The organism is Pseudomonas sp. GM60 (assembly GCF_000282415.1).
Classification (GTDB): domain Bacteria; phylum Pseudomonadota; class Gammaproteobacteria; order Pseudomonadales; family Pseudomonadaceae; genus Aquipseudomonas; species Aquipseudomonas migulae.
In genome coordinates this window covers 35011-57040 of sequence record NZ_AKJI01000073.1, presented here as the reverse complement: position 1 = coordinate 57040, position 22030 = coordinate 35011, and the positions used below count along the sequence as shown (strand labels likewise).

Genomic DNA, 22030 nt, shown 5'->3' with positions numbered 1-22030 from the left:
GTGTATTTATTACTTGCCAACTGCAGGTCGTCAGCGCGCTCAATCAGCGTCGGCATAACGCATTGGATTCCGACTACCCACTCATCGAGTACAGCAGGGACCAAAAGGTAGATACCCGCGTTGGCATGTGTTCGGTGTATCGGCTTCTCATCGAAACCGACATTTTTAATACTTTCAGTTCGGATAACTCCGAAAGGGTTCTGCCATTCGTGAACCCTGACAGCCAGCATTGCCTGCGCCATGTGCACGATGCACATCACCGTCAGTAACAGTCCCTTGCAAGCGTCCGTCAGGGCTGATCACCCAAGCGCTCTGGTCATCTGATTTCATGATTATTTGGCTAAATTTTAAATTTCGATTCATAGATCCGCATTGGCGAACTCAGCACCATATGCCCCGCTTGCAGGTCCCTGACCAACGTACTTCCCGCCCCCACTATGGCACCCTCGCCAACAGTCAGGCCTTGTATTGTGGTTGAGCCAGCACCGATAAAAGCGCCCGCAGCGACCTTTACTCCACCGCACAAGGCCGCCGCCGGCGCGATGTGTACATGGCTGCCGATCATACAATCGTGGTCTATTCTGGCCCCGGTATTTACTATGGTGTTTGCACCTATCACCGTATCGGGCTGAATTACCGCTCCCGCCATGACCTGGACGCCGGCCTCCAGCAGCACACTGGAGTCAACCCATGCAGCCGAGTGCAGAAGCGGCGGGAATAGGAACCCTTTGGCTGTCAGCTCCAGAAATACCTGTTTCCTGCGATTACTACCGACAACCTGCCCCAGGCCATTGACCAATGCCACCTGAGCCGGGTCCAACCCATCAAGCACTTCGTCCCCACCCAGCACCCTGACCCCGCGCCATGACTGGACGGAACTCTGCGCCAATCCAGGATCGCAAACCCCTTTCACATCTGCATCAATAGACTGAAGGAGGGAGAGCAACACCTTTGCATGCCCTCCTGCCCCAAGAATGACGAACGGACGTGAGCAGAAGCTGCGACCTGACAACGTCATTCTATGATCTCACCGGCTCGATAGCCGCGAGAAGCTATCACTCCAACTCGCTGCCACAAAGCTGTAGCGGGCAAGCCACCACCACACCGAGCTGTTGTAAGGTCTGCCCGGGAAATGCGCTCGCCTGCGGCGATTTCACGTGCCGCGACAACCTGCTGGCGGGCAGCCTTACGGGTATCCCACTCACTCGGTTGCGGCGATTTACCTGGTTTGCCGAGGGCCTTTTCAAGCGCCCGGATCTGCAAGACCATTTCCGCCAGCTCAGCAGGCTCCAACGATGCTTTGTGATCCGGCCCCGGCATCGAGCGATCCAGCGTGAAGTGTTTCTCAATCACCGTAGCACCACGGGCAACCGCTGCGACAGGCACCAACAACCCTTCGGTGTGGTCTGAATACCCCACATCAAGTCCGAATGCCTGTTGCAAGGTGTCCATCGCCCGAAGATTAACTTCCGCCATAGGCGTAGGGTATTGTGAAGTGCAGTGCAGTAGCGTGACGTGGCCTGTCAATCGGCTCCTGGCCTCTTCATCACTCCAACACCGCCAGACCTGATCCATGTCCGCTGGCTCGCGTTCATTGGACAACGCGTGCGCGACTATCGCTAGACCCTGCTCGACTTCACTCAGTGTTGCCATGCCCGTCGAAAGGATGAGCGGCTTCCCGGTCCTGGCGAATTGCCAAAGCAATGGCCCGTTGGTCAACTCACCGGACGGAACCTTAAAGAATGGGATATCCAGCGAACACAGAAAATCCAGGCTGTCGCTATCAAAAGCAGTGCTGATGAACTCAATGCCACGGGCTTTGGCATGGCTTTGCAAATCAGCATGCCAGGCACGAGGCAGCTCAAGCTTCTGCAACATCGCCAACTGGCTTTCAGCCGCGTCGGTGGTTTCTTGCTGATACAAGGCCTTGGGGGCACTTGCGGAAGCCAACTTTCGGGCGTCGAAAGTCTGGAACTTCACCGCATCCGCCCCTGCGCTCGCCGCCAGGTCAACCAGTTCGAACGCGAGCTCACGCTCACCGTTATGGTTCACACCTGCTTCAGCAATAACGTACACAGCATCTTTATTGGGTAGTTTCATACGTCAACTCAAATCATGAAATGACTTGTGACTCGACACATCACAGGTTTCAAGAACGGCCACGACAGCCTCGGCGACATCGCCCTGCCCATAAGGGTTGGTTGTGTCCCTGCAAGACTGTGCGAATGGCGCACTGAGTGCCAACGCAAGTGCCGCCGCGATGGACTCTTTATCGGGTTGGCAGTGCAATACAGAATCGGCGCACAACCGGCCGGCCTGACGCATCCCTATATTGATGGTCGGCACGCCAAAAGACGGCACTTCGATGATCCCGCTAGAGGAGTTGCCGACAACAGCGGCAGAACGTGCGACAACACTGAGGTAGCGTCGAAAACCCAATGAAGGGATTGCCAACACCCGATCAGCGTGGCGGGCTGCAAAATCCTCCAGCAACGGAATGATCGCGCGACCTCCGTTATCGGCGTTGGGGTAAGTCAGGATCACGCGATACTCCGCGAACTCCTCCAAAGCCAGCAATAAGGCACTAAAGCTCTCTACCGGGTCCTCTTCCAGCGCCGTGACCGGGTGATAAGTCACCAGCAAGAGCGGTGAATCCACAGCAAACTGGAGGCTATCGCGCAGTTCTTGCGCCGACATGAGTGGCGTGCGCTTGATGTGGTCAAGCCCCACGGCCCCTACGTTGAAAACCCGTTCAGGACTTTCGCCCATCTGAATGACACGTTGTCGATAGGGCTCGGCCGCCACGAAATGCAGATAGGCCATTTTAGTGATGGCATGGCGAATCGCGTCGTCGTACGCGCCCTCAGTCAATTCGCCGCCATGTAAATGAACGACGGGAATACGCATGACCAACGCAGCCTGAACAATACTCAGCGCCTCGAATCGATCGCCCAGCACGACCAGCATCTCTGGACGCAACCGGTCCAAAGCATCGGCAAACCCCAGCGTTCCCAAGCCCATCGACTTGGCCACACCGACATCGGTATCAGAAGACAGAAGCATCTCGACCTTGGAGTCGATTACAAAACCATCGCGCTCGATTTGCCGCCAGGTCTCTCCAAACTCAGGAGAAAGGTGCATGCAACTGACGATGGTTTGCAGCTCCAGAGTCTCGCTGGCCTGAATGCCTTTCATCAACCAATAGAGCAAGCCATATTCTGCCCGGGTACCGGTAAATACGGCGATGCGACGTGTCATGAGCGCTCCGCCGGCGGCACGCTGCTTGGCAAGTTGACGATACGCGCCTCCAACCATTGCGCGTTGCTGAGGTCACCCTTCAAGCAATGCTCATAAGCCGGCAAGTGGTTCATCAATTTCCAGATTGGCCGAGTCATGACGCCGCTATCGTTGGTTGCTTTCAAGAGCGCGTCACGTTGCGCGAGATCATGGCAAACAACTGCGTTCAACCAGTAATTGGAGCTGCCATGCGCGGGCTCGGTAAAGAACTGCAAGTCGGTTTGCGCCAATTCATGCTTGTAATTCATTGCCAATTTTCGCTTGGCCGCCAGGAATGTATCCAACTGTTCTAGCTGTGCACATCCCAGCGCCGCATTAAGGTTCGGCAAGCGGTAGTTGTAACCGACCTCATCATGTACATATTCATAGGGATGAGGCTGCTTGGCAGTGGTCGTCAGATGCTTGGCCTTGGCCCCCAGCAACTCGTTGGTGAGCAGCATGCCGCCCCCCCCGGTGGTAATGACCTTGTTGCCATTGAAACTGAGTGTGCCAACCAGGCCGAATGTACCGGTATGACGCCCTTTGTAAGTACTGCCCAGCGACTCGGCAGCGTCCTCCACCAGCGCCAGCCCCCAACGCGCACAGACTTCCATGAGCGCGTCGAGCGCTACAGGATGGCCAAATGTATGCATGGGCAAACAGGCTCTGAGCACACGATCATCGCTACGCAGGCGGCACACGCCGTCTGCGTCGATGAACGCTTCGGACTCGAGCCAGGCATCCAGAGCGGAAGGCGAAAGCCCCAGCGTCTCGCGATCGACATCAACGAAAACCGGTTGAGCGCCGCAATAGGCAATGGCATTGCATGTCGCGACAAATGTCAGGGACTGAGTGATGACCAAATCACCCGGTTTCACACCTGCCAACAACAGTGCGATGTGTAATGCAGCAGTGCCATTTACCGTGGCAACCGCTCGCGCACTGCCGGTGTACGCCTGCATGTCCTGCTCGAAACGGTCTACAAAGGCGCCGACACTGGAGACGAAGGTCGACTCAATCGTTTCGGCTACATACGTTTTCTCGTTACCGGAGAACACTGGGGCATGCAACGGAATAAATTCATTTGTTCCGTATTGATCGCGTACAAACCTGACTAGAGCGTCAAACATTTCGAGCCTCAAACGTTATAAATATTGGCTTTATATTTGGCGAGATTTTGAGGCTGGGAGAACCATTCAACAGTCTTTTCCAGGCCCTGACGAATCGAATAATCAGGCTCGAATCCGGTTAGCCCGTGGATTTTCGAATTATCACACCACAACCGGAAAACCTCGGACTTCTCGGGACGCAGACGCTGGTCATCCGTCAGGAACTCGACATCGCTATTCATCAACTCGCGAATAAGATTGAGGGTGTCACCTACCGAAATTTCGAAGTTCGAACCAATGTTCACCGTCTCGCCGATCGCTTGCTCACAACGAGCCAGCTCGAGAAAACCACGGCAGGTATCCGCGACATAGTTGAAGTCTCGAGTAGGCGTTACATCGCCCAACTTGATTTGCTTCTGGCCAGCGGCGATCTGGCTGATGATGGTCGGGATAACCGCCCGGGCAGACTGGCGAGGACCGTAGGTATTAAATGGCCGGGCAATCGTCAACGGCAGATCGAATGCATTGAAAAAGCTCATTGCCATTGCATCGGCACCAATTTTCGAAGCGCTATACGGCGATTGCGCTTGAAGAGGGTGCTTTTCGTCGATAGGCACATACTGGGCAGTACCATATACCTCACTGGTCGACGTATGGATGACGCGTTTAACGCCATTCTCCAACGCCGCCTGGCAGATGTTCAACGTACCTTTGACGTTGGTATCTACGTAGCTGTCTGGCGCAACGTACGAATAAGGAATGGCAATCAGTGCCGCCAGGTGAAAAACGATGTCGACATCTTTGGTGATGTGCTTGCAATAGTGCGGGTCACGCACATCACCATTGAGCACCTCGATTTGAGAAAGACAATCGACGTCCTCGAGCCACCCCCAATAATTGAAGGAGTTGTACTGAGACAGCGCCTTGACCTTGTAGCCTTCACGCACGAGCAGTTCGGTCAAATGCGAGCCAATGAACCCATCCGCGCCGGTTACTAAAACTGTAGACATCGTTCAACCCTTAACGTACCTGCCCCGAAGCACCAGAGCTCAAGACACAAAAAACCAATAAGCAAGAGCCCAACACACGGATCTTGCTTCAAAAAAATTGCGGCCCGCGCCGAAAGACACACGTCCGTGACTGCGCCGAGCTGCCAAGAGCTCGCCTGGTTGGCGACGCGCCAGGCAAGGGCACCAGTCGGCATATCTTGCAGGGCGCCGCCCTACTTGCGCCATCAGCATGCCCCACACGAAACAAGGGAAAACGATGACACAACGTCGCACGCCATGCAGTGAAACCAGGAATTTTGTAAAAAATTAAATCAGGAGGGAGATGCACGCCTTGATTTACGCCAAAGGTGCTTCGTCAGAATCAATCGCAAAACGCCTGAGCAGCGCCTGACAAGAAATCGATGAGAATGCATCCCTGCACTAGTACAAGCCGTACAACTAACCACATCACCAGAAAAAAACAATTGTTTTCAATTAATCGGCGGATCATACCAGCTCACACGGCACCGAAAAACACCTTGGCGACACTCTCTTCTCGCAAAAATTGAACATGCATAGATACCTTTTTCCCCTTTACAAGATCCACCCCCCCTGCCCCCCCTTATTGACTTGCGAGACCTCTAGTGTAGGCTTGCCGCGCTCTGGCTCAATAGCCGGAGTTTCGCAACAACTCGGCGCGCTATAGATTCCGAGCAATATAAACAGAGTAGGCAGGGATGCTGTACTTCCTCCAGCCAGATATGGAATCGAAAAAAGTGAAGGATTGGAGAGATACTGTAGTCTCGCCGGACACCCCGCTCCGTAAGGCGATTGTTCGCATCGATACTTGCGGAATGCAAATGGCGCTGGTGCTGGATGACAACGAAAAGCTTGTCGGTCTACTCAGCGACGGAGATGTTCGCCGAGCGATTCTCAGGGACGTCCACCTGGAAACGCCTGTTGCCGAAGTCATGAACAAGGCACCAGAGACTGCCCACGCTACATCCTCCAGCAACGAACAATTGAACCTGATGCGTCGAAAGGTTCTACACCACCTGCCACTGGTCGATGACCAGCAGCGTGTCGTGGGCCTTGCCACTCTTGATGCCCTGACTGGAATACTTGAGCGCCCCAACTGGGTGGTCCTGATGGCTGGCGGCTTGGGACAGCGACTACGCCCCCTAACAGAAAACTGCCCAAAACCGATGCTGATGATTGCCGGAAAGCCCATATTGGAGTGCATTCTGGAGAGTTTCATCGAGCAAGGGTTTCGCAACTTTTTTCTCTCCGTCAACTATCTCGCTGAAGTGGTACGCAACCACTTTGGGGACGGCAGCAAATGGGGGGTGCGAATTCGCTATCTGGAAGAAAACAAACGGCTCGGTACAGCAGGCGCCTTGTCGCTACTGTCCAAACGTCCAGAACATCCCATTCTAGTCATGAATGGTGATCTCTTGACCCACGCACGTTTCGACAATTTGCTGCAGTTTCATGAAGATCACAACGCCGAAGCGACGATGACGGTACGCGAGTACGACTTTCAAGTGCCCTACGGGGTGGTGAAGGTCGATGGCCCAGCTATTGTCGGCATCGATGAAAAACCGATACACAGCTTTTATGTCAACGCGGGAATTTACGTTATTTCACCATCAGTGCTCGATCAAATTCCCGCCGGCACTTTTTACGACATGCCCACGATGTTCGAGGATTTGATCGCGTCGAACAGAGCCACTGCGGCATTTCCTCTACGTGAGTACTGGCTCGACATTGGTCGCATTGAAGAGTTCGAACGAGCACAACATGAATGGGCTGCGCAAAAAAACCACATCGGCAGCCAGCAAAACTAACGCCAAACAGCAAAGTGAATATCTCATGAAAAAAATGCTTCTGCTCCTTACTGTTTTGACCATCACTGTGGGCAGCATTGCTGGCTGCGATCAAAGATCTGACAAGCAAGCGGAAGCTCTTGGCAGGCCCGCCAAAGCTGCCGTTGTAGAAACCATTGAAAATCAGGCCCTCCAACTTGCACTGTCCTCCCCCGAAGGCGCTGCACAGCTGGCCGCAAAGTCCCCGGAATCTGTCGCCATTGCTGCGATGGAAGCATCTGAAAAGGCGCTAACTGAACTTAACTCCTCGCCAGAGTCGGCAATGCTAAGGCTTGACGCCTACGTACAACTTGCAGCCGCCGCCTCTGCAGCAGCCCCGAAGTCGCAAGTCGCCAAAGATGCAGCCCAAAAGGCTAAAAGCGCTAAATTACGAGCCAAAGCGGCAATCAAGGATGCTAAGTAAGTAAAAACCGAGCCGAAAGCGTTGCTGATGAGCTGGTGATAACAATGTGTTCAGTCGACCTGAACGGCACAGCCGATCGTGCACAGGGCCGAACGAAAAATTGCACACCAAAAGGCTCACGAGCCACGCTTTCTTGGGACACGTTTTCTGCTCAAACTTTACGCGACACAACTATTTCATAAGCTTAGCGACGGAGATGTCAGAACGATGCACGCAACAAGAGGTGAGGAATGAAATTGGACTCTCCACTCCCCGGCAAAAAGGTGCTTTTTGTCGTAAACGAGGCCGGGGAGTTCGTCGAGCTTCGCCGTGTTGCTCTAGCCGCCAAATTGGCAGGTTACGACGTCAACTTCCTTTTCACACACGCAAGCTATATCAACCTCAAGCCGGACCGTGCGTTTTGCCGCCTGAATGGCTTTACTGCTTACTACCCAGGGCGCTCGCTGAAGCGATCTCCACTGACGATAAAGTACGAAAAAATCGCGCAGGGGCTTGAAAACGGTTACATCCCTCACTCGCTGGTGCAAAAAACAACCCCCAAAGGCGGCGCACTCACATGGGCCGGTCTGATCCTCACGACGGCGCTCAGCCCTTTTTTCAAGCTGCATGATACCGCCACTGATGCCTTGCAAAAGAGCAGGAAAAAGGCCAACGGCAACAATTTCAAACCCTTCAACTACGCGCGCCTGCTCTATAAATTACTCAAGCCTTCAGTGGTGGTTTTCGGCCAGGAATTCCCGGGATCGGTGAATACCCTGCTGACGAAAATCTGCAACAAAGACAACGTACCTACACTGATCATTCCGTTCGCAGTGGGCACAGCCAAGGAAATGGTCGAAAGCCTTTCCGACAAGCCCATGTACGAAGCGGACAGAAACATTCTTAACAAACTTGCCGCTTTTCTGTTTCCGCACTGGGTCAACTACTACGCCTCGAAGAAACTCCTTCGCCTGCCCGGCCAGCGAATATTTTTCCTCGAAGCCTTCGGCTTTGCACCGGAACACCCGTGGATCCCAAACAACAGCAGCGTCACCTGCATCGGCGTCGAAAGCCCTGAAATGGAGCGTTACTATCGCCGCATGCGTTTCCCGGAGCAGCAGTTGCGTTTGACGGGGGCCGCATACGACGACGTCATGCATGCAGCAAGAGAGTCCAAAACCGCTCGAGAGCGCGTTTTCCGGCGTCTGCGCCTGGATCCTGCGAAGCCTTTGCTCGTCTGCGCCTGGCCCACCGACCAATATGGATCACGCAGCATCCCGATGGAGTTCAGCGACTACAAAGCACTTTGCAAGGCTTGGGCTAAAGCGCTTGCAAGCGTCAGTCGCAGCACAGATTTCAACGTGATAATTCGCCCACACCCAGTAACCGACCCCGAGTTTTTAAGTGAAATCCTTCGGCCTTATCGCCTGCATCACCGGGTTACCGACATCGACACACTAGAACTCGTCCCCGCGTGCGACCTGTTTGTCGCGTGCGTGTCCTCCACGCTGCGCTGGGCAACGGCCTGTGGCATTCCAGCCATTAACTATGACTGCTATGACTACGGTTATACCGACTTCGAAAACGCCAAAGGTCTCGTTACCACTAACCGCTACAGTGTCTTCCAATCGACCCTGGAGCAACTGACTGACGACAAGGAAGCCTACGCCCGAGCCCGAGCCAATCAAACTGAATGCGCTCATGAATGGGGACTGCATGATGGTAAATCGATGGAGAGAATAATCGACCTGCTCGACGAACTGACCAGCGCTCAGCCTCTCTCCACGCCCTCAGCCAGAACCTGACACTCATGAGTATCGAAGAAAAAATCCGTCCCCCCCTCAAAGAAACGGTCGTCAACAATTCACGCCGTTTCGACCTCTTCGGTCTGCTCAGAACCCTATGGGATTTTCGATTGCTGTTGTGGGTATTCTGCAAACGCGACCTGAAGGGACGTTACACACAAACGATATTCGGATTGGGCTGGGTCGTTCTGACGCCACTCATTACCGTTGGTGTATTCGTTATTGTGTTCGGCATCATGGTCAAAGTACCGACCGACGGGCTTCCAACCATCATGTTTTATCTGGTGGCGGTCATACCCTGGTACGCCTTCATGAACGTCCTCAATCCTTCGGTTCAGATGATCGAAGGTAATGCAGGCCTGATCACCAAAGTCTACTTTCCTCGCCTGCTCATTGGCGGCGCCTACGCCGTAGGCGCGGCAGTTGACTTTCTGATCGCGTACACGCTGCTGATAACCCCATTCGCCATTATCTATGACGTATGGACGCTTCAACTGCTCTTCATCATGCCGTTGCTGCTGGCCTGCACGCTGATGACAGGCTTGGGCATAGGCCTGATGCTTGCGCCTTTAAATGCCAAGTATCGAGACGTAAAGCACTTGGTCCCGTTAGCATTGCAGCTTTTTTATTACTCGACGCCCGCCATTTACCCGGTTTCAGCCGTCCCGCCTTGGGCCAAACCCTGGTACGCCGTCAACCCGCTCTCTCTGGTGATTAACGGTTACCGTGATGCCATGCACGGGCACTGGCCAGCACAAAGCAGCCTGCTCACGCTCATTGCCATTGCAGTGACTTGCTTCTCGGTTGGTGTGTTTATATTCCAGCATTTCGATAAAAACGTGGTAGACACCCTATGACATGGGCCATTCGTTGCGAGAACATTTCCAAACTGTACCGTATTGGCAAGTCCAATGTTACGGCCGCCGAAATGATCAACATGCGTATCCGGTGGATGCTCGGTCGAGTCATTAACCCACTGCAGAAGTCGAACACTCCGAAACCGGTGGAGACTACTCACGAATCACACACCATTCTTGACGCACTACAGACCCAAGATGCGCCCGCCAACCATTTCTGGTCTCTGAAAGACGTGGACCTGGAGATAAAACAAGGCGACCGAGTCGGAATTATCGGTCCGAACGGCTGCGGCAAGAGTACGCTACTGAAAATTCTGTCGAGAATCACTTCACCCTCGCATGGTGGCTTCCGTTTCCGCGGACGATTGATCAGTCTGCTGGAGATTGGTACAGGATTTCACGGCGACCTCAGCGGCCGTGAAAACATCTACCTGAACGGCTCGATCATGGGCATGAAACCTCAAGAAATCAGCCGTCGCATTGAGGAAATCATCGAGTTCTCGGAACTCGGGGAGCTGATCGACACTCCGGTGAAACGCTACTCATCAGGCATGTATGTGCGCCTCGCATTCTCCGTGGCAGCACACCTTGAATCCGAGATTCTCATCGTCGATGAAGTTTTGGCTGTTGGCGATGCGGCGTTCCAGAGACGCTGCACCGAAAAAATGCTTCAAGTAGCAGACCAGGGCCGGACACTGCTGTTCGTCAGCCACGACATGGATGCCGTCAACCGCATTTGCAACAGAGCCGTGCACATGGCTCACGGTCGTATTATCAACGACAGCAAAATCGAACTGCCGAAAAACATCGACGACAAAACACTTCCCACGCAAACGGTTTCAGACATTACTCGCTCCTATATCCGTTCTGGCATTCAACTGACACCGGCAGTCACTTGGGCAGAGCACAGCGCACCGATGTTTGACGACTGCGTAAGGCTGGACTCGATCATGATTCTTGATCAAGCCGGAAACCCGAGTTCCGAATTTGACGTGAAGGAAGAGTTCGTCATTGAAGTCAAGTTCACGGTACTTGAGGAGAAATGGCCGATCAATGTGCACCTTCACCTGAAAGATCTTGCGGGCCATTATGTACTGGTGAGCATGGACAACCTGTACACCGGCACTGATGTTCGGGCAGTGGGACAACATGTTGAACGTTGCACTGTGAAGTCACCGCTGCTAAATGTAGGCGACTATCGTATTGACGTTGAGCTCTGGCCAGGCGCTGAAATCGATCATAGGATCATCAGGCAGGCCGTTCTCAGCTTCACGGTTGCCGATGACAGCGAACCGACCGGGGTTCGTGGAAACTGGCCCAACGCATGGCCAAATTGCATGGTTCGGCCTCAACTATCCTGGGATGTCGACATGCCTGTTGACCGTCAGGCGCGATAATCAGTGGCTCTAGACAATACGAACGCCCTCTCCCTTGCCCCCCAAGGGAAGGTGGTGATTTTGATCTCGTTCCCGCATCAACTGCTGCACGCCCTCTGCGCGCTTCGCTATGATAGAGAATCTCGGGGCATTTCCAGCAAAAGCCCAGCCACCCTCGTACTGTGGTCCTATCAACCGAACGACCATTTGCCGAACTCACACGTTCGGCAATTTTTCGATGCTGCACTCAAAAGCTTCCCGTTCATCACAGCGGTGCTGCCATCATTGAAGGAACGTAAAGGCCCGTTATCACCGTATCGCAAATTGATGAAGCGCTCAGAGTGGCTCAGGGAGTATTTGAAAATCACTCCCGGAGAATGCGCCACATTCTATTACGCACACGATGCCAGCTCAGAACATACTGCGCAGGCATTTATGCAGGCTTTGCTAGCCAAACGGAACATCTGTTATGGCGATTCGCCTGGCTTTCTCTATCCACCTACAAGGCCCCGCGCTAACCCCTTTGACCTTAGCCTTGGCGGTCTGAAAAACTCTTTTTGGTTCAACCGAGTCAGCATTGCCGGCAAATGGATTGCGGCAGAGACAGCGTTGACCGCTGTCAATTTTGATGATCTGGATTCGTCCCTTCCCTGCCCAACACGTACAACCATACCTATCGATATTCTCGAGCAGACGCTTGCCACTCTGAAAACATTTTTCGCACCCATGCTCCAACTTGAGCAGGACATTAGCGCAAGGTCAAAAACAGAACCTGCCTGGGTACTCATCCTCAGCAATTTCACGAGTAGCAAGCTTACCTGTGAAGAGGATGAGCTCCAGCTGTATGTCCAGATCTGCAAGGAGCACGTGACGCCGGGTCGTGCAGTTTTTATTAAAAAACATGCCGGAACCCCGGCCACGTTCGTTGCACGGCTGTTACAGCGCCTCGATCACTATCACGCCGAAAAACTCCCTGAACACCTGGATCGCCTACCTATTGAGTTTCTCGGTCAAGTACTCAATTCTTGCAGTATCATCTCCGTTTCATCGGCATCGGCACTGCTGAGCCTACTGCCAACCCCCAACCTCATTCACGCGCTCACTGCCGAACACATCGAAGAATTCTTTAAGCCGGACTATAAAAAATACATGAGCTTGGCCAACGAAAGAATATTGAAACAATCAAAATACCCCCCACCAAGCCCACCCCGGTGTCAGGCTAGATAAAAAGTGTAGTGGCCTAATGAAACCAACCCCCAATTTAGGCGAGAATGCTCGCTCAACCGAGGTGTCGACATCACCTAAATCGGGACCCGGGGGAAATGGCGCTCTCTGGCTGTAGCTCTGGATCATGTGCTCCGTAGCTTGAAAACTGAATGGATACCGACCGTGGGTGATAGAACTGCTCAAGAAACCCAGCGCGATATCCGTCTTTTCTTGATGTATCGGTACAACTGGATCCGCCCCATCAATTCACCGGTGGGTTGTCGCCAGCTCGGACCGAAGAAAAATTCAACGTCGTGCCCGGGATTGGTTGACCGCTACACAATCCGGAAACGGAGTTGCCAATACTGAAAATAGCCGCACAAAAACACAGTTGACGCGACAACCATCTTGCATAATTCCGCACTTAGGCCCACTTAATAATGCTCCCTCTCAATGTGAAACGCCTTCCCCCCTCGCTAATTGCCATGTTTATAATTTTCGCCTTTCCATCGTCGATTATTTTTCTTCATGATGAAAAACCCAATAACGACATCATTATTGACAAGCTCCCCTACACCATCAACGAGCCAGGAAACTACAAGCTTGAAAAATCGCTACATAGCGACCGCAACGGTATTGAAATCAATGCCAGCAATGTCACCATTAATCTCAATCACAATACGATCACTGGATCAACAGGCGGGGGCAATACCGGATTCGGCATTTTTTCCTTCGGCCAAAGCAACATAACCGTAAAAAACGGACTTATTCGCGGTTTCCAGTACGGCATTTACCTTTCTGGACTTTCTGACTTTGCAGAATCCTCTTCAGCGCTGGTAGGTCGAAATCACTTAGTTGACGGCATGAACATCCGCTTTAGCACCTTCCGAGGGATTCGGGTTGAGGGTGAAAACTCCGTCATCAGTAACAATATGATCTCGGACATTGGGGGCGATACCACAATTGACAATGCTTACTCCATGGGCATCGAGGCGTTTGGCAAGCAAGTTCTCGTCAAAAACAACAGCATCATGGAAGTAAGAGGCATGGGGATTCAAGATATTGGTGAGGGTGTAGGGATCTCACTCTCCCGATATGGCGAAGGCAGCATTGTAGATGGTAACCATGTGGCCAACCGAGAGTTTGAAATCAGCAGTAGCTCTCCTGCCTGGAAAACCAGATCAAGATCAACTTACGGAATATGGGTAGGCGGCGACGGTATTCACGATGTCGTCGTCAGACACAATACAATCAATAACTTCAAACAGGGAATAACGTTCAAGCGTTCTGAATCAGGCAGTCTCTTTGGGAATAGAGTCACCAACGCGTTTATCCCCTATTACCTCCCTGACAATCAAAGCAGAACAAGAGTGGCCGATCTCGGGCAGAACACCTCGGATGAACAGACCCTCGATTTGAAGCCTGGCCGAGCAACGCCTGGCCAGGTCGAAACTGTGGAGCCACCTTACCTCACCTACCTTTCACCACTGCATCGCCTTGCCTACCCCGCTTTTCTTCCGCGACCAAACCCAACCAATGGCGACGATATCATTATTGGAATTGGCGAACGGAACATGGTCGATTACTGGTCCCCGATTGACCCAAGTAAACCCGACAGCCCTGTATTCATTGACTTGGCCGCCGGTCGAGCGACGGGCAGCGGAAACGACCGCCTGATTGCCATTCAGGGCGCCCAAGGCAGCCCCTACGACGACACAATCCTGGGCAATGACAACGACAACTTGCTGGCCGGCGGAGTTGGCAACGATCGTATTGAAGGCAGAGCAGGAAATGACTATATCTATGGCGATGACGGGGACGACGAGCTTTTTGGCGGTTCAGGTGATGATGTTCTTGATGGAGGTGCTGGCAACGATATTCTGTGGGGCGGCCTGGGCGCTGACACCTTCATTTTCTGGAAAGGCAGCGGCGGCGAAAAAACCATTATCGGAGACTTTTCGGGCAGTACCGGCGAGCAAGACAAAATTGACCTTGCTGGCGTTTTAGGTACATTTGAAGAAGTACTGAGCGCATCGAAAGCAGTGGGCGACGACTTGCTGATCACGCTGAACTCTGACGACTCAATCTTGCTGCTCAATGTAACGAAAGAAACGCTCACTCCTGCTGATTTTATCTTCTGACATCAAACCGGCATAACTATCGGACGCTTACCAACAGGCACGCGTCCCATTGCACTACACGCGCCGCGCAATCACCGCGACAATCAGACCGATATTCCCCATCAACGTCTGGCGATATACCCCTGAATGTTTAAGGCCCAAAACCCTTCCAAAAAACCCATTATTTCTAGCCTCAGAAAAGCGCTCAAGTGTCTTTCTGTTTTCCGCAGTAAATTGATGACTAATCATCTGCAAAGAAATCATATTATTATCGATCCAACTGCGAAAACGCCCGCGCAACAACTCTCTTACACGCTTACTATGATTGAGGAAGCCACGATTAGTACCAATACAATTCAAACTGTGCTGTCGATAGAGAACAGTTGGTTTCAAATCATAATGAATTCGACCATTACAACCACTGACAATCATATAGGCCCACCAGTCATGAGAAACAGCAGGCACGGCATCACCGGCTTCGCGAATCAAATTCATCAGTGCCTGATTGAAGACCATGGTATTTCCACCTGCAATATTCTGAACCAGTGCGTTCTGAAATGTCGCCGGCTTTGAAAATGAGGGAGAGAAGCCAATACTCGCCCCACATTCATCAATCAGCTCAGTACGCGAACAATATAACGCCGGCACAGAAGCGTCACCGTTTGCAAGCCAATCCACGGCTATCTTGAGCTTATCTTCATTCCAAACATCATCCTGATCACACCAGGCATAATAGTCGGCTTCCACATCGGCACGACAACTGACGGCCAGAAAGTTTCGAGCAAACCCCTTTAGCGGCCCCTCAGCCAACTCAATACGCTCACGCCCCCAACACTCAATATGAGCGGCAATAATGGCCCGCGTTGAGTCATTCGAACCATCGTCAGAAACAAAAACTTTAAAATTTTGATGGGTTTGACGAGAAATGGAAGCCATTTGCTCATTGAGGAAGCGCTCGCCATTTCGTGTACATAGTAGTACGGCGACAGAAGCAGTGGCAGCCAAACCAAAACAATCCGTAGACACGCGATTAAAATCTAAACTTTTTGAAATCCCGTTCACACTAACACTTCCTCACCACTCTAAGCTCTAAATATCAATGTCGATAGCAATAGAAATTAATGCTCCACAAAAATGGAATACTTCCGCACTACACACTTACAACACAATAGTCAAACCAGATCTAGATACAAAACACTACTAGTATCCATCAGAAAAGGCAGGCCGCTGCGTAGGCATTTTCCACATCAACTAAAGAGTTGTCTATCTTGTGCACAGAGAAAAACCCATTTTTCCTACACAGAAAATTGCCCCTACCAGTTGTCCTCCTAGACCGTTTTCTGTGCGTAATCGTTAATTTTTTCGAGCCAAAGAAAAAGCCCCAAGAGCAGAACTCTCGGGGCTTTCAGGGGAAAACCATACACTTTTAGTCTGAGCAATATCCTAGAACGGGATATCGTCATCAAAGCTGTCGAAATCCGGAGCCGGCTGAGGAGCGGCCTGCTGTGGAGCCGGACGCGACTGTTGCGGTGCCGACTGTTGCGGTGCCGACTGTTGCGGACGCGGCGCCTGCTGCTGGCGTGGAGCCGGAGCGGACTGCTGATAGTTGTTGCCCCCGCCTTGTTGGTCGCCCTGCTGTGGACGGCCGCCCAGCAGTTGCATGGTGCCTTGCATGTCGACCACGATTTCAGTGGTGTAACGCTTGATACCGTCTTTTTCCCACTCGCGGGTCTGCAGCTTGCCTTCGATGTAGACCTGCGAACCTTTACGCAGGTATTCGCCAGCGATTTCCGCCACTTTGCCGAACATCGAAACACGGTGCCATTCGGTCTTCTCGACCTTCTGCCCGGTCTGCTTGTCGGTCCACTGTTCGCTGGTCGCCAGACTCAGGTTGGTCACGGCGTTACCGTTAGGCAAGTAGCGAACTTCGGGATCCTGGCCGCAAGTGCCGACCAATATGACTTTGTTAACCCCACGGGCCATAACGTTCTCCTAGGCTACGCACGCTGCCTCGGGCGGGTTGTTCACCAGGCGCTCGAGGGTAGTGCGATCCAATAGTTCTGTGTCCAATTTGATGTAAATCGCTGCTTCATCAGCAACGATTACCGCATCTGTTACCCCTACGACGGCCTTCAGGCGCTCAACCAGACCCGCTTCGCGGATCGCCTCGGGCGACAACGGCAAGCGCAGGCTCGTGACATAAGGTGGTTCGCGCATGGTAACAGCAAAGGCCAGCCAGAGGGCAGCCAGGCCGGCGCATCCGAGGAAGACAACCGACAGACCGCCATGCTGGAACATCCAGCCGCCGAGGATCCCGCCCAGTGCCGATCCGAGGAACTGACTGGTGGAATAAACCCCCATCGCCGTGCCCTTGCCGCCCGCCGGTGAAACCTTGCTGATCAGCGATGGCAACGAAGCTTCCAGCAAGTTGAACGCGGTAAAGAACACCACCGTTCCGATCACCAGGGCCCGCAAGCTATCGCCGAACTGCCAGAAGAATAGCTCAGTGAGCATCAGCGTCAGCACTGCGCCCAATAAAACTCGTTTCATTTTGCGTTTCTTCTCGCCGTAGATAATGAACGGGATCATGGCGAAGAAGGAAATCAGCAGCGCGGTCAGGTAGACCCACCAGTGCTGCTCTTTGGGCAGCCCGGCTTTTTCGACCAGGGCCAGCGGCAATGCAACGAAGCTCGACATCAACATCGCGTGCAACACAAAAATACCCAGGTCCAGGCGCAGCAGGTCCGGGTGCTTGAGCGTCGGCATCAGTGCCTGGCGCGCGACGCCGGATTCACGGTGCTGCAACGGCCCGGTGGAACGCGGTACCATGAACATCACGATCACGATACCCACCAGCGCCATGCCACCGGTGGCGAGGAACAACCCGGACAGCCCGAAAGCGCGAGTCAGCAAAGGCCCTACCACCATGGCGACCGCGAACGACAGACCAATCGTCATGCCGATCATGGCCATGGCTTTGGTCCGATGCTGTTCGCGGGTCAGGTCTGACAGCAACGCCATCACAGCTGCGGAAATCGCCCCGGCGCCTTGCAGGATGCGTCCGGCGATAACGCCCCAGATCGAGTCGGCGTTAGCCGCCAGCACACTGCCGAGGGCGAACACGATCAGCCCCAGGTAAATCACCGGGCGGCGTCCGATGCGGTCGGAAATGAAGCCGAACGGAATCTGAAATATCGCCTGGGTCAGGCCGTAAGCGCCAATCGCCAGCCCGATGAGGGCCGGGGTCGCTCCTGCCAGATCCATCCCATAGGTCGCCAGTACCGGCAACACCATGAACATGCCAAGCATACGGAACGCGAACACGAGGGCCAGACCGCTTGCTGCGCGGGTCTCACTGCCACTCATGCGTTCGCTGTGGGGATCGTGCATGGAAAAACCTCATGTGAACCGGCCGCGATTCTACCAGTCCCATCGATTGACAGGGTATATCGCGACGCTTTGACGCGTTCCGCTGACAGACTCTTCATGTACGACAGTAAACCACTCGTTTGATAGTGTGCATCCATCCAGTATTTGGCCGTATACTCCTACGTTTTCGACGCCCGCCGAGCGAGGCCACTTTGGACAAGATCCTGATTCGTGGGGCCCGAACCCACAACCTGAAGAACATCGACCTGACCCTGCCACGGGACAAACTGATCGTCATCACCGGCTTGTCCGGATCCGGCAAATCGTCCCTGGCGTTCGACACGCTGTACGCCGAAGGCCAGCGCCGCTATGTCGAGTCGCTGTCGGCCTATGCCCGGCAGTTTTTGTCGATGATGGAAAAGCCTGACGTCGACACCATTGAAGGTTTGTCGCCAGCCATTTCCATTGAGCAGAAGTCGACCTCGCACAACCCGCGTTCGACGGTCGGCACAATCACCGAAATCTACGACTATCTGCGCCTGCTCTACGCTCGCGTCGGTATTCCGCGCTGCCCGGATCACGACATTCCGCTGGAAGCGCAGACCGTCAGCCAGATGGTCGACCTGGTCCTCGCCCAACCGGAGGGCAGCAAACTGATGCTGCTGGCGCCGGTGATCCGCGAGCGCAAAGGCGAACACCTTTCGGTCTTCGAAGAGTTGCGCGCCCAGGGCTTTGTCCGGGCCCGGGTCAACGGCAGGATCTGCGAACTGGACGAACTGCCGAAGCTGGACAAGCAGAAGAAGCATTCGATTGACGTCATCGTCGACCGCTTCAAGGTCCGCGCCGATCTGCAACAGCGCCTGGCCGAATCCTTCGAGACCGCGCTGAAACTGGCGGACGGCATTGCCCTGGTCGCACCGATGGACGACGAACCCGGCGAAGAGATGATCTTCTCCGCGCGCTTCGCCTGCCCGATCTGCGGTCACGCGATCAGCGAGCTGGAACCCAAGCTGTTCTCCTTCAACAACCCGGCCGGCGCCTGCCCGACGTGCGATGGTCTGGGCGTGAAGCAATTCTTCGACATCAAGCGACTGGTCAATGGCGAACTGACCCTGGCCGAAGGTGCGATTCGCGGCTGGGACAGGCGAAACGTCTATTACTTCCAGATGCTCGGATCGCTGGCGGCGCACTACAAGTTCAGCCTCGAAGTGCCGTTCAACGAACTGCCGGCCGAGCAGCAGAAATTCATCCTGCACGGCAGTGGCTCCCAGAACGTCGATTTCAAATACCTGAATGACCGTGGCGACATCGTCAAACGTTCGCACCCGTTCGAAGGCATCGTGCCAAACCTGGAACGTCGCTACCGCGAAACCGAGTCGGCATCGGTGCGTGAAGAGCTGGCCAAGTTCCTCAGTACCCAGCATTGCCCGGATTGCCGTGGCACCCGCCTGCGTCGCGAGGCGCGGCATGTCTGGGTCGGCGAGAAGACGCTGCCGGCGGTAACCAATCTGCCGATTGGCGATGCATGCGAATACTTCGGCGTGCTTAAGCTGACCGGGCGTCGCGGTGAAATTGCCGACAAGATCCTCAAGGAAATCCGCGAGCGCCTGCAGTTCCTGGTCAACGTCGGCCTCGACTATCTGTCGCTGGATCGCAGTGCCGACACGTTGTCCGGTGGCGAGGCGCAGCGGATTCGCCTGGCCAGTCAGATTGGTGCCGGCCTGGTGGGCGTTCTATACATCCTCGATGAACCGTCGATTGGTCTGCACCAGCGCGACAACGACCGTTTGCTCGGCACGCTCAAGCACCTGCGCGACATCGGCAACACGGTGATCGTGGTCGAACACGATGAAGATGCCATTCGCCTGGCTGACTATGTCGTGGATATCGGCCCGGGTGCCGGCGTGCACGGTGGGCATATCGTCGCCGAAGGTACGCCAGCGGAAGTTATGGCTCACCCTGACTCGCTGACCGGCAAGTATTTGTCGGGTCGGGTGAAGATTGCCGTCCCTGCCAAACGCACACCGCGTAACAAGAAATTGTCGCTGTCCCTCAAAGGCGCTCGCGGCAACAACTTGCGCAACGTCGATCTGGAGATTCCGATTGGCCTGCTGACCTGCGTTACCGGCGTGTCCGGTTCGGGCAAGTCGACGCTGATCAACAACACGCTGTTTCCTTTGAGCGCGACGGCACTCAACGGTGCGACGACGCTTGAGGCTGCGGCTCACGACAGCATCAAAGGGCTGGAACACCTGGACAAGGTCGTCGACATCGACCAGAGCCCGATCGGCCGCACGCCACGCTCCAACCCGGCGACGTACACCGGGCTGTTCACGCCGATTCGCGAACTGTTCGCCGGCGTGCCGGAATCCCGTTCCCGCGGTTACGGGCCGGGACGTTTCTCCTTCAACGTGAAGGGCGGACGCTGCGAAGCCTGCCAGGGCGATGGCCTGATCAAGGTTGAAATGCACTTCCTGCCGGACATCTATGTTCCGTGCGACGTCTGCAAGAGCAAGCGCTACAACCGCGAAACGCTGGAGATCAAGTACAAGGGCAAGAGCATCCACGAAACCCTCGAGATGACCATCGAGGAAGCTAGAGTGTTCTTCGACGCGGTGCCGGCGCTGGCACGCAAGCTTCAGACGTTGATGGATGTCGGCCTGTCGTACATCAAGCTGGGGCAATCGGCGACCACCCTGTCTGGTGGTGAAGCGCAGCGAGTGAAATTGTCCCGCGAGCTGTCCAAGCGCGATACCGGCAAGACGCTGTACATCCTCGATGAGCCAACCACCGGTTTGCACTTCGCGGATATTCAGCAACTGCTCGACGTGCTGCATCGACTGCGCGACCACGGCAACACCGTGGTGGTGATCGAGCACAATCTGGACGTGATCAAGACCGCTGACTGGTTGGTGGATCTGGGGCCGGAAGGTGGTTCCAAAGGCGGGCAGATTATCGCCGTCGGTACGCCGGAAGAAGTCTCCGAGATGAAGCAGTCTCACACCGGTTTCTATCTCAAACCGCTGCTGGCTCGCGACAAGGCCTGAATCAGGCCCACGAAAAAGCCCCTGTCACTTTGTCGGTGACAGGGGCTTTTTTGTTGACACTGCAGGAGCACAGCTTGCTGGCGATGGCGATATCAAGGACGCCTTCGCCAGCAAGCTGTGCTCCTACGGTTCAATGTCAGGTGTGAGATTGCAGGTAGTTCTCAAGACCGATCAACTTGATCAGACCCAACTGCTTCTCGAGCCAGTAGGTGTGGTCTTCTTCGGTATCGTTCAGTTGAATGCGCAGCATCTCGCGGCTGACATAGTCTTTGTGCTGCTCGCAGAGTTCGATGCCCTTGCAGAGTGCGGCGCGGACTTTGTATTCCAGTCGCAGGTCGGCAGCGAGCATGTCAGGAACCGTGGTGCCGACATCAAGATCGTCCGGACGCATGCGTGGCGTGCCTTCGAGCATCAGAATTCGGCGCATCAGCGCATCGGCGTGCCCCGCTTCCTCTTCCATCTCGTGGTTGATTCGTTCGTAGAGCTTGGTGAATCCCCAGTCCTCATACATCCGCGAGTGAACGAAATATTGATCACGCGCGGCCAGTTCGCCGGTCAGCAACGTGTTGAGGTAATCGATTACGTCTGGGTGGCCTTGCATCGCCCTA

At 54.2% G+C, this 22030-nt stretch carries 17 protein-coding genes and 1 pseudogene; 9 read left to right on the top strand and 9 right to left on the bottom strand.

The window, feature by feature from the left end; genetic code table 11:
• Window positions 1–340 precede the first annotated feature (340 nt).
• From PMI32_RS10975 to PMI32_RS10995, 5 genes are read right to left on the bottom strand one after another with little or no spacing between them, the layout of a single operon-like run.
• A complete protein-coding gene (locus PMI32_RS10975) occupies window positions 341–1018 on the bottom strand; it encodes an acetyltransferase (RefSeq protein WP_008030933.1) in 678 nt (225 codons plus the stop codon).
• Complete coding sequence (gene neuB / locus PMI32_RS10980; protein ID WP_008030932.1) at window positions 1015–2100, bottom strand: N-acetylneuraminate synthase; 1086 nt, start codon at window positions 2098–2100, stop codon at window positions 1015–1017. Before neuB ends, PMI32_RS10975 begins: the two co-directional genes overlap by 4 nt.
• A 3-nt stretch (window positions 2101–2103) precedes the next feature.
• On the bottom strand, window positions 2104–3258 hold the full coding sequence (gene neuC / locus PMI32_RS10985; protein WP_008030930.1) for a UDP-N-acetylglucosamine 2-epimerase: 1155 nt from the start codon (window positions 3256–3258) through the stop codon (window positions 2104–2106).
• A complete protein-coding gene (locus PMI32_RS10990; protein WP_008030929.1) occupies window positions 3255–4406 on the bottom strand; it encodes a LegC family aminotransferase in 1152 nt (383 codons plus the stop codon). Before PMI32_RS10990 ends, neuC begins: the two co-directional genes overlap by 4 nt.
• 8 nt (window positions 4407–4414) lie before the next feature.
• Window positions 4415–5395: an NAD-dependent 4,6-dehydratase LegB gene (locus tag PMI32_RS10995; protein WP_008030926.1), complete on the bottom strand. Its 981-nt coding sequence runs from the start codon at window positions 5393–5395 to the stop codon at window positions 4415–4417.
• 716 nt (window positions 5396–6111) lie between these two features.
• Here PMI32_RS10995 and PMI32_RS11000 point away from each other — a divergent pair.
• The 8 genes and pseudogenes from PMI32_RS11000 (at window position 6112) to PMI32_RS29395 (ending at window position 15027) form a co-directional block, all read left to right on the top strand.
• Window positions 6112–7221, top strand: a complete 1110-nt coding sequence (locus PMI32_RS11000; protein ID WP_008030924.1) for a nucleotidyltransferase family protein — start codon at window positions 6112–6114, stop codon at window positions 7219–7221.
• Window positions 7175–7663, top strand: coding sequence for a hypothetical protein (locus tag PMI32_RS11005; protein ID WP_008030922.1), 489 nt, complete (start codon window positions 7175–7177; stop codon window positions 7661–7663). Before PMI32_RS11000 ends, PMI32_RS11005 begins: the two co-directional genes overlap by 47 nt.
• Window positions 7664–7893: 230 nt before the next feature.
• A complete protein-coding gene (locus PMI32_RS11010; protein ID WP_008030920.1) occupies window positions 7894–9447 on the top strand; it encodes a CDP-glycerol glycerophosphotransferase family protein in 1554 nt (517 codons plus the stop codon).
• A gap of 5 nt (window positions 9448–9452) precedes the next feature.
• Window positions 9453–10304, top strand: a complete 852-nt coding sequence (locus PMI32_RS11015) for an ABC transporter permease (RefSeq protein WP_008030918.1) — start codon at window positions 9453–9455, stop codon at window positions 10302–10304.
• Window positions 10301–11701: an ABC transporter ATP-binding protein gene (locus tag PMI32_RS11020; protein ID WP_008030915.1), complete on the top strand. Its 1401-nt coding sequence runs from the start codon at window positions 10301–10303 to the stop codon at window positions 11699–11701. Before PMI32_RS11015 ends, PMI32_RS11020 begins: the two co-directional genes overlap by 4 nt.
• Window positions 11702–11704: 3 nt before the next feature.
• A complete protein-coding gene (locus PMI32_RS0128950; RefSeq protein WP_157214371.1) occupies window positions 11705–12907 on the top strand; it encodes a hypothetical protein in 1203 nt (400 codons plus the stop codon).
• A 117-nt stretch (window positions 12908–13024) separates the two neighbouring features.
• Window positions 13025–13218 (top strand): annotated as a pseudogene (locus tag PMI32_RS30680) (IS3 family transposase); the annotation flags it as partial.
• 153 nt (window positions 13219–13371) lie between these two features.
• Window positions 13372–15027 carry a calcium-binding protein gene (locus tag PMI32_RS29395; RefSeq protein ID WP_157214370.1) on the top strand — a complete coding sequence of 552 codons (1656 nt, stop codon included), beginning with the start codon at window positions 13372–13374 and terminating at the stop codon, window positions 15025–15027.
• A 54-nt stretch (window positions 15028–15081) separates the two neighbouring features.
• Here the strand turns inward: PMI32_RS29395 and PMI32_RS11025 are convergent, their stop codons facing one another.
• From PMI32_RS11025 to PMI32_RS11035, 3 genes are all read right to left on the bottom strand, one after another.
• The gene (locus PMI32_RS11025) at window positions 15082–16068 is read right to left on the bottom strand and encodes a glycosyltransferase family 2 protein (protein ID WP_008030909.1); all 987 of its coding nucleotides are present in this window, start codon (window positions 16066–16068) and stop codon (window positions 15082–15084) included.
• Between the two features lie 381 nt (window positions 16069–16449).
• Window positions 16450–16989, bottom strand: a complete 540-nt coding sequence (locus PMI32_RS11030; RefSeq protein WP_008030908.1) for a single-stranded DNA-binding protein — start codon at window positions 16987–16989, stop codon at window positions 16450–16452.
• Window positions 16990–16998: 9 nt separating this feature from the next.
• Window positions 16999–18396, bottom strand: coding sequence for an MFS transporter (locus PMI32_RS11035; RefSeq protein WP_008030907.1), 1398 nt, complete (start codon window positions 18394–18396; stop codon window positions 16999–17001).
• Window positions 18397–18587: 191 nt separating this feature from the next.
• On the opposite strand from PMI32_RS11035, the gene uvrA reads away from it, so the two are divergent.
• A complete protein-coding gene (uvrA, locus tag PMI32_RS11040; RefSeq protein WP_008030906.1) occupies window positions 18588–21422 on the top strand; it encodes an excinuclease ABC subunit UvrA in 2835 nt (944 codons plus the stop codon).
• Window positions 21423–21558: 136 nt separating this feature from the next.
• On the opposite strand, the gene bfr is transcribed toward uvrA, so the two are convergent.
• Window positions 21559–22023: a bacterioferritin gene (bfr, locus tag PMI32_RS11045; RefSeq protein ID WP_008030905.1), complete on the bottom strand. Its 465-nt coding sequence runs from the start codon at window positions 22021–22023 to the stop codon at window positions 21559–21561.
• Window positions 22024–22030: the final 7 nt, after the last annotated feature.

What these genes read in the sequence shown, in the direction of transcription:
- PMI32_RS10975 (WP_008030933.1), bottom strand. Translation starts at nt 1,018, where the DNA reads ATGACGTTGTCAGGTCGCAGCTTCTGCTCACGTCCGTTCGTCATTCTT.
- neuB (WP_008030932.1), bottom strand. Translation starts at nt 2,100, where the DNA reads ATGAAACTACCCAATAAAGATGCTGTGTACGTTATTGCTGAAGCAGGT.
- neuC (WP_008030930.1), bottom strand. Translation starts at nt 3,258, where the DNA reads ATGACACGTCGCATCGCCGTATTTACCGGTACCCGGGCAGAATATGGC.
- PMI32_RS10990 (WP_008030929.1), bottom strand. Translation starts at nt 4,406, where the DNA reads ATGTTTGACGCTCTAGTCAGGTTTGTACGCGATCAATACGGAACAAAT.
- PMI32_RS10995 (WP_008030926.1), bottom strand. Translation starts at nt 5,395, where the DNA reads ATGTCTACAGTTTTAGTAACCGGCGCGGATGGGTTCATTGGCTCGCAT.
- PMI32_RS11000 (WP_008030924.1), top strand. Translation starts at nt 6,112, where the DNA reads ATGCTGTACTTCCTCCAGCCAGATATGGAATCGAAAAAAGTGAAGGAT.
- PMI32_RS11005 (WP_008030922.1), top strand. Translation starts at nt 7,175, where the DNA reads ATGAATGGGCTGCGCAAAAAAACCACATCGGCAGCCAGCAAAACTAAC.
- PMI32_RS11010 (WP_008030920.1), top strand. Translation starts at nt 7,894, where the DNA reads ATGAAATTGGACTCTCCACTCCCCGGCAAAAAGGTGCTTTTTGTCGTA.
- PMI32_RS11015 (WP_008030918.1), top strand. Translation starts at nt 9,453, where the DNA reads ATGAGTATCGAAGAAAAAATCCGTCCCCCCCTCAAAGAAACGGTCGTC.
- PMI32_RS11020 (WP_008030915.1), top strand. Translation starts at nt 10,301, where the DNA reads ATGACATGGGCCATTCGTTGCGAGAACATTTCCAAACTGTACCGTATT.
- PMI32_RS29395 (WP_157214370.1), top strand. Translation starts at nt 13,372, where the DNA reads ATGTTTATAATTTTCGCCTTTCCATCGTCGATTATTTTTCTTCATGAT.
- PMI32_RS11030 (WP_008030908.1), bottom strand. Translation starts at nt 16,989, where the DNA reads ATGGCCCGTGGGGTTAACAAAGTCATATTGGTCGGCACTTGCGGCCAG.
- PMI32_RS11035 (WP_008030907.1), bottom strand. Translation starts at nt 18,396, where the DNA reads ATGCACGATCCCCACAGCGAACGCATGAGTGGCAGTGAGACCCGCGCA.
- bfr (WP_008030905.1), bottom strand. Translation starts at nt 22,023, where the DNA reads ATGCAAGGCCACCCAGACGTAATCGATTACCTCAACACGTTGCTGACC.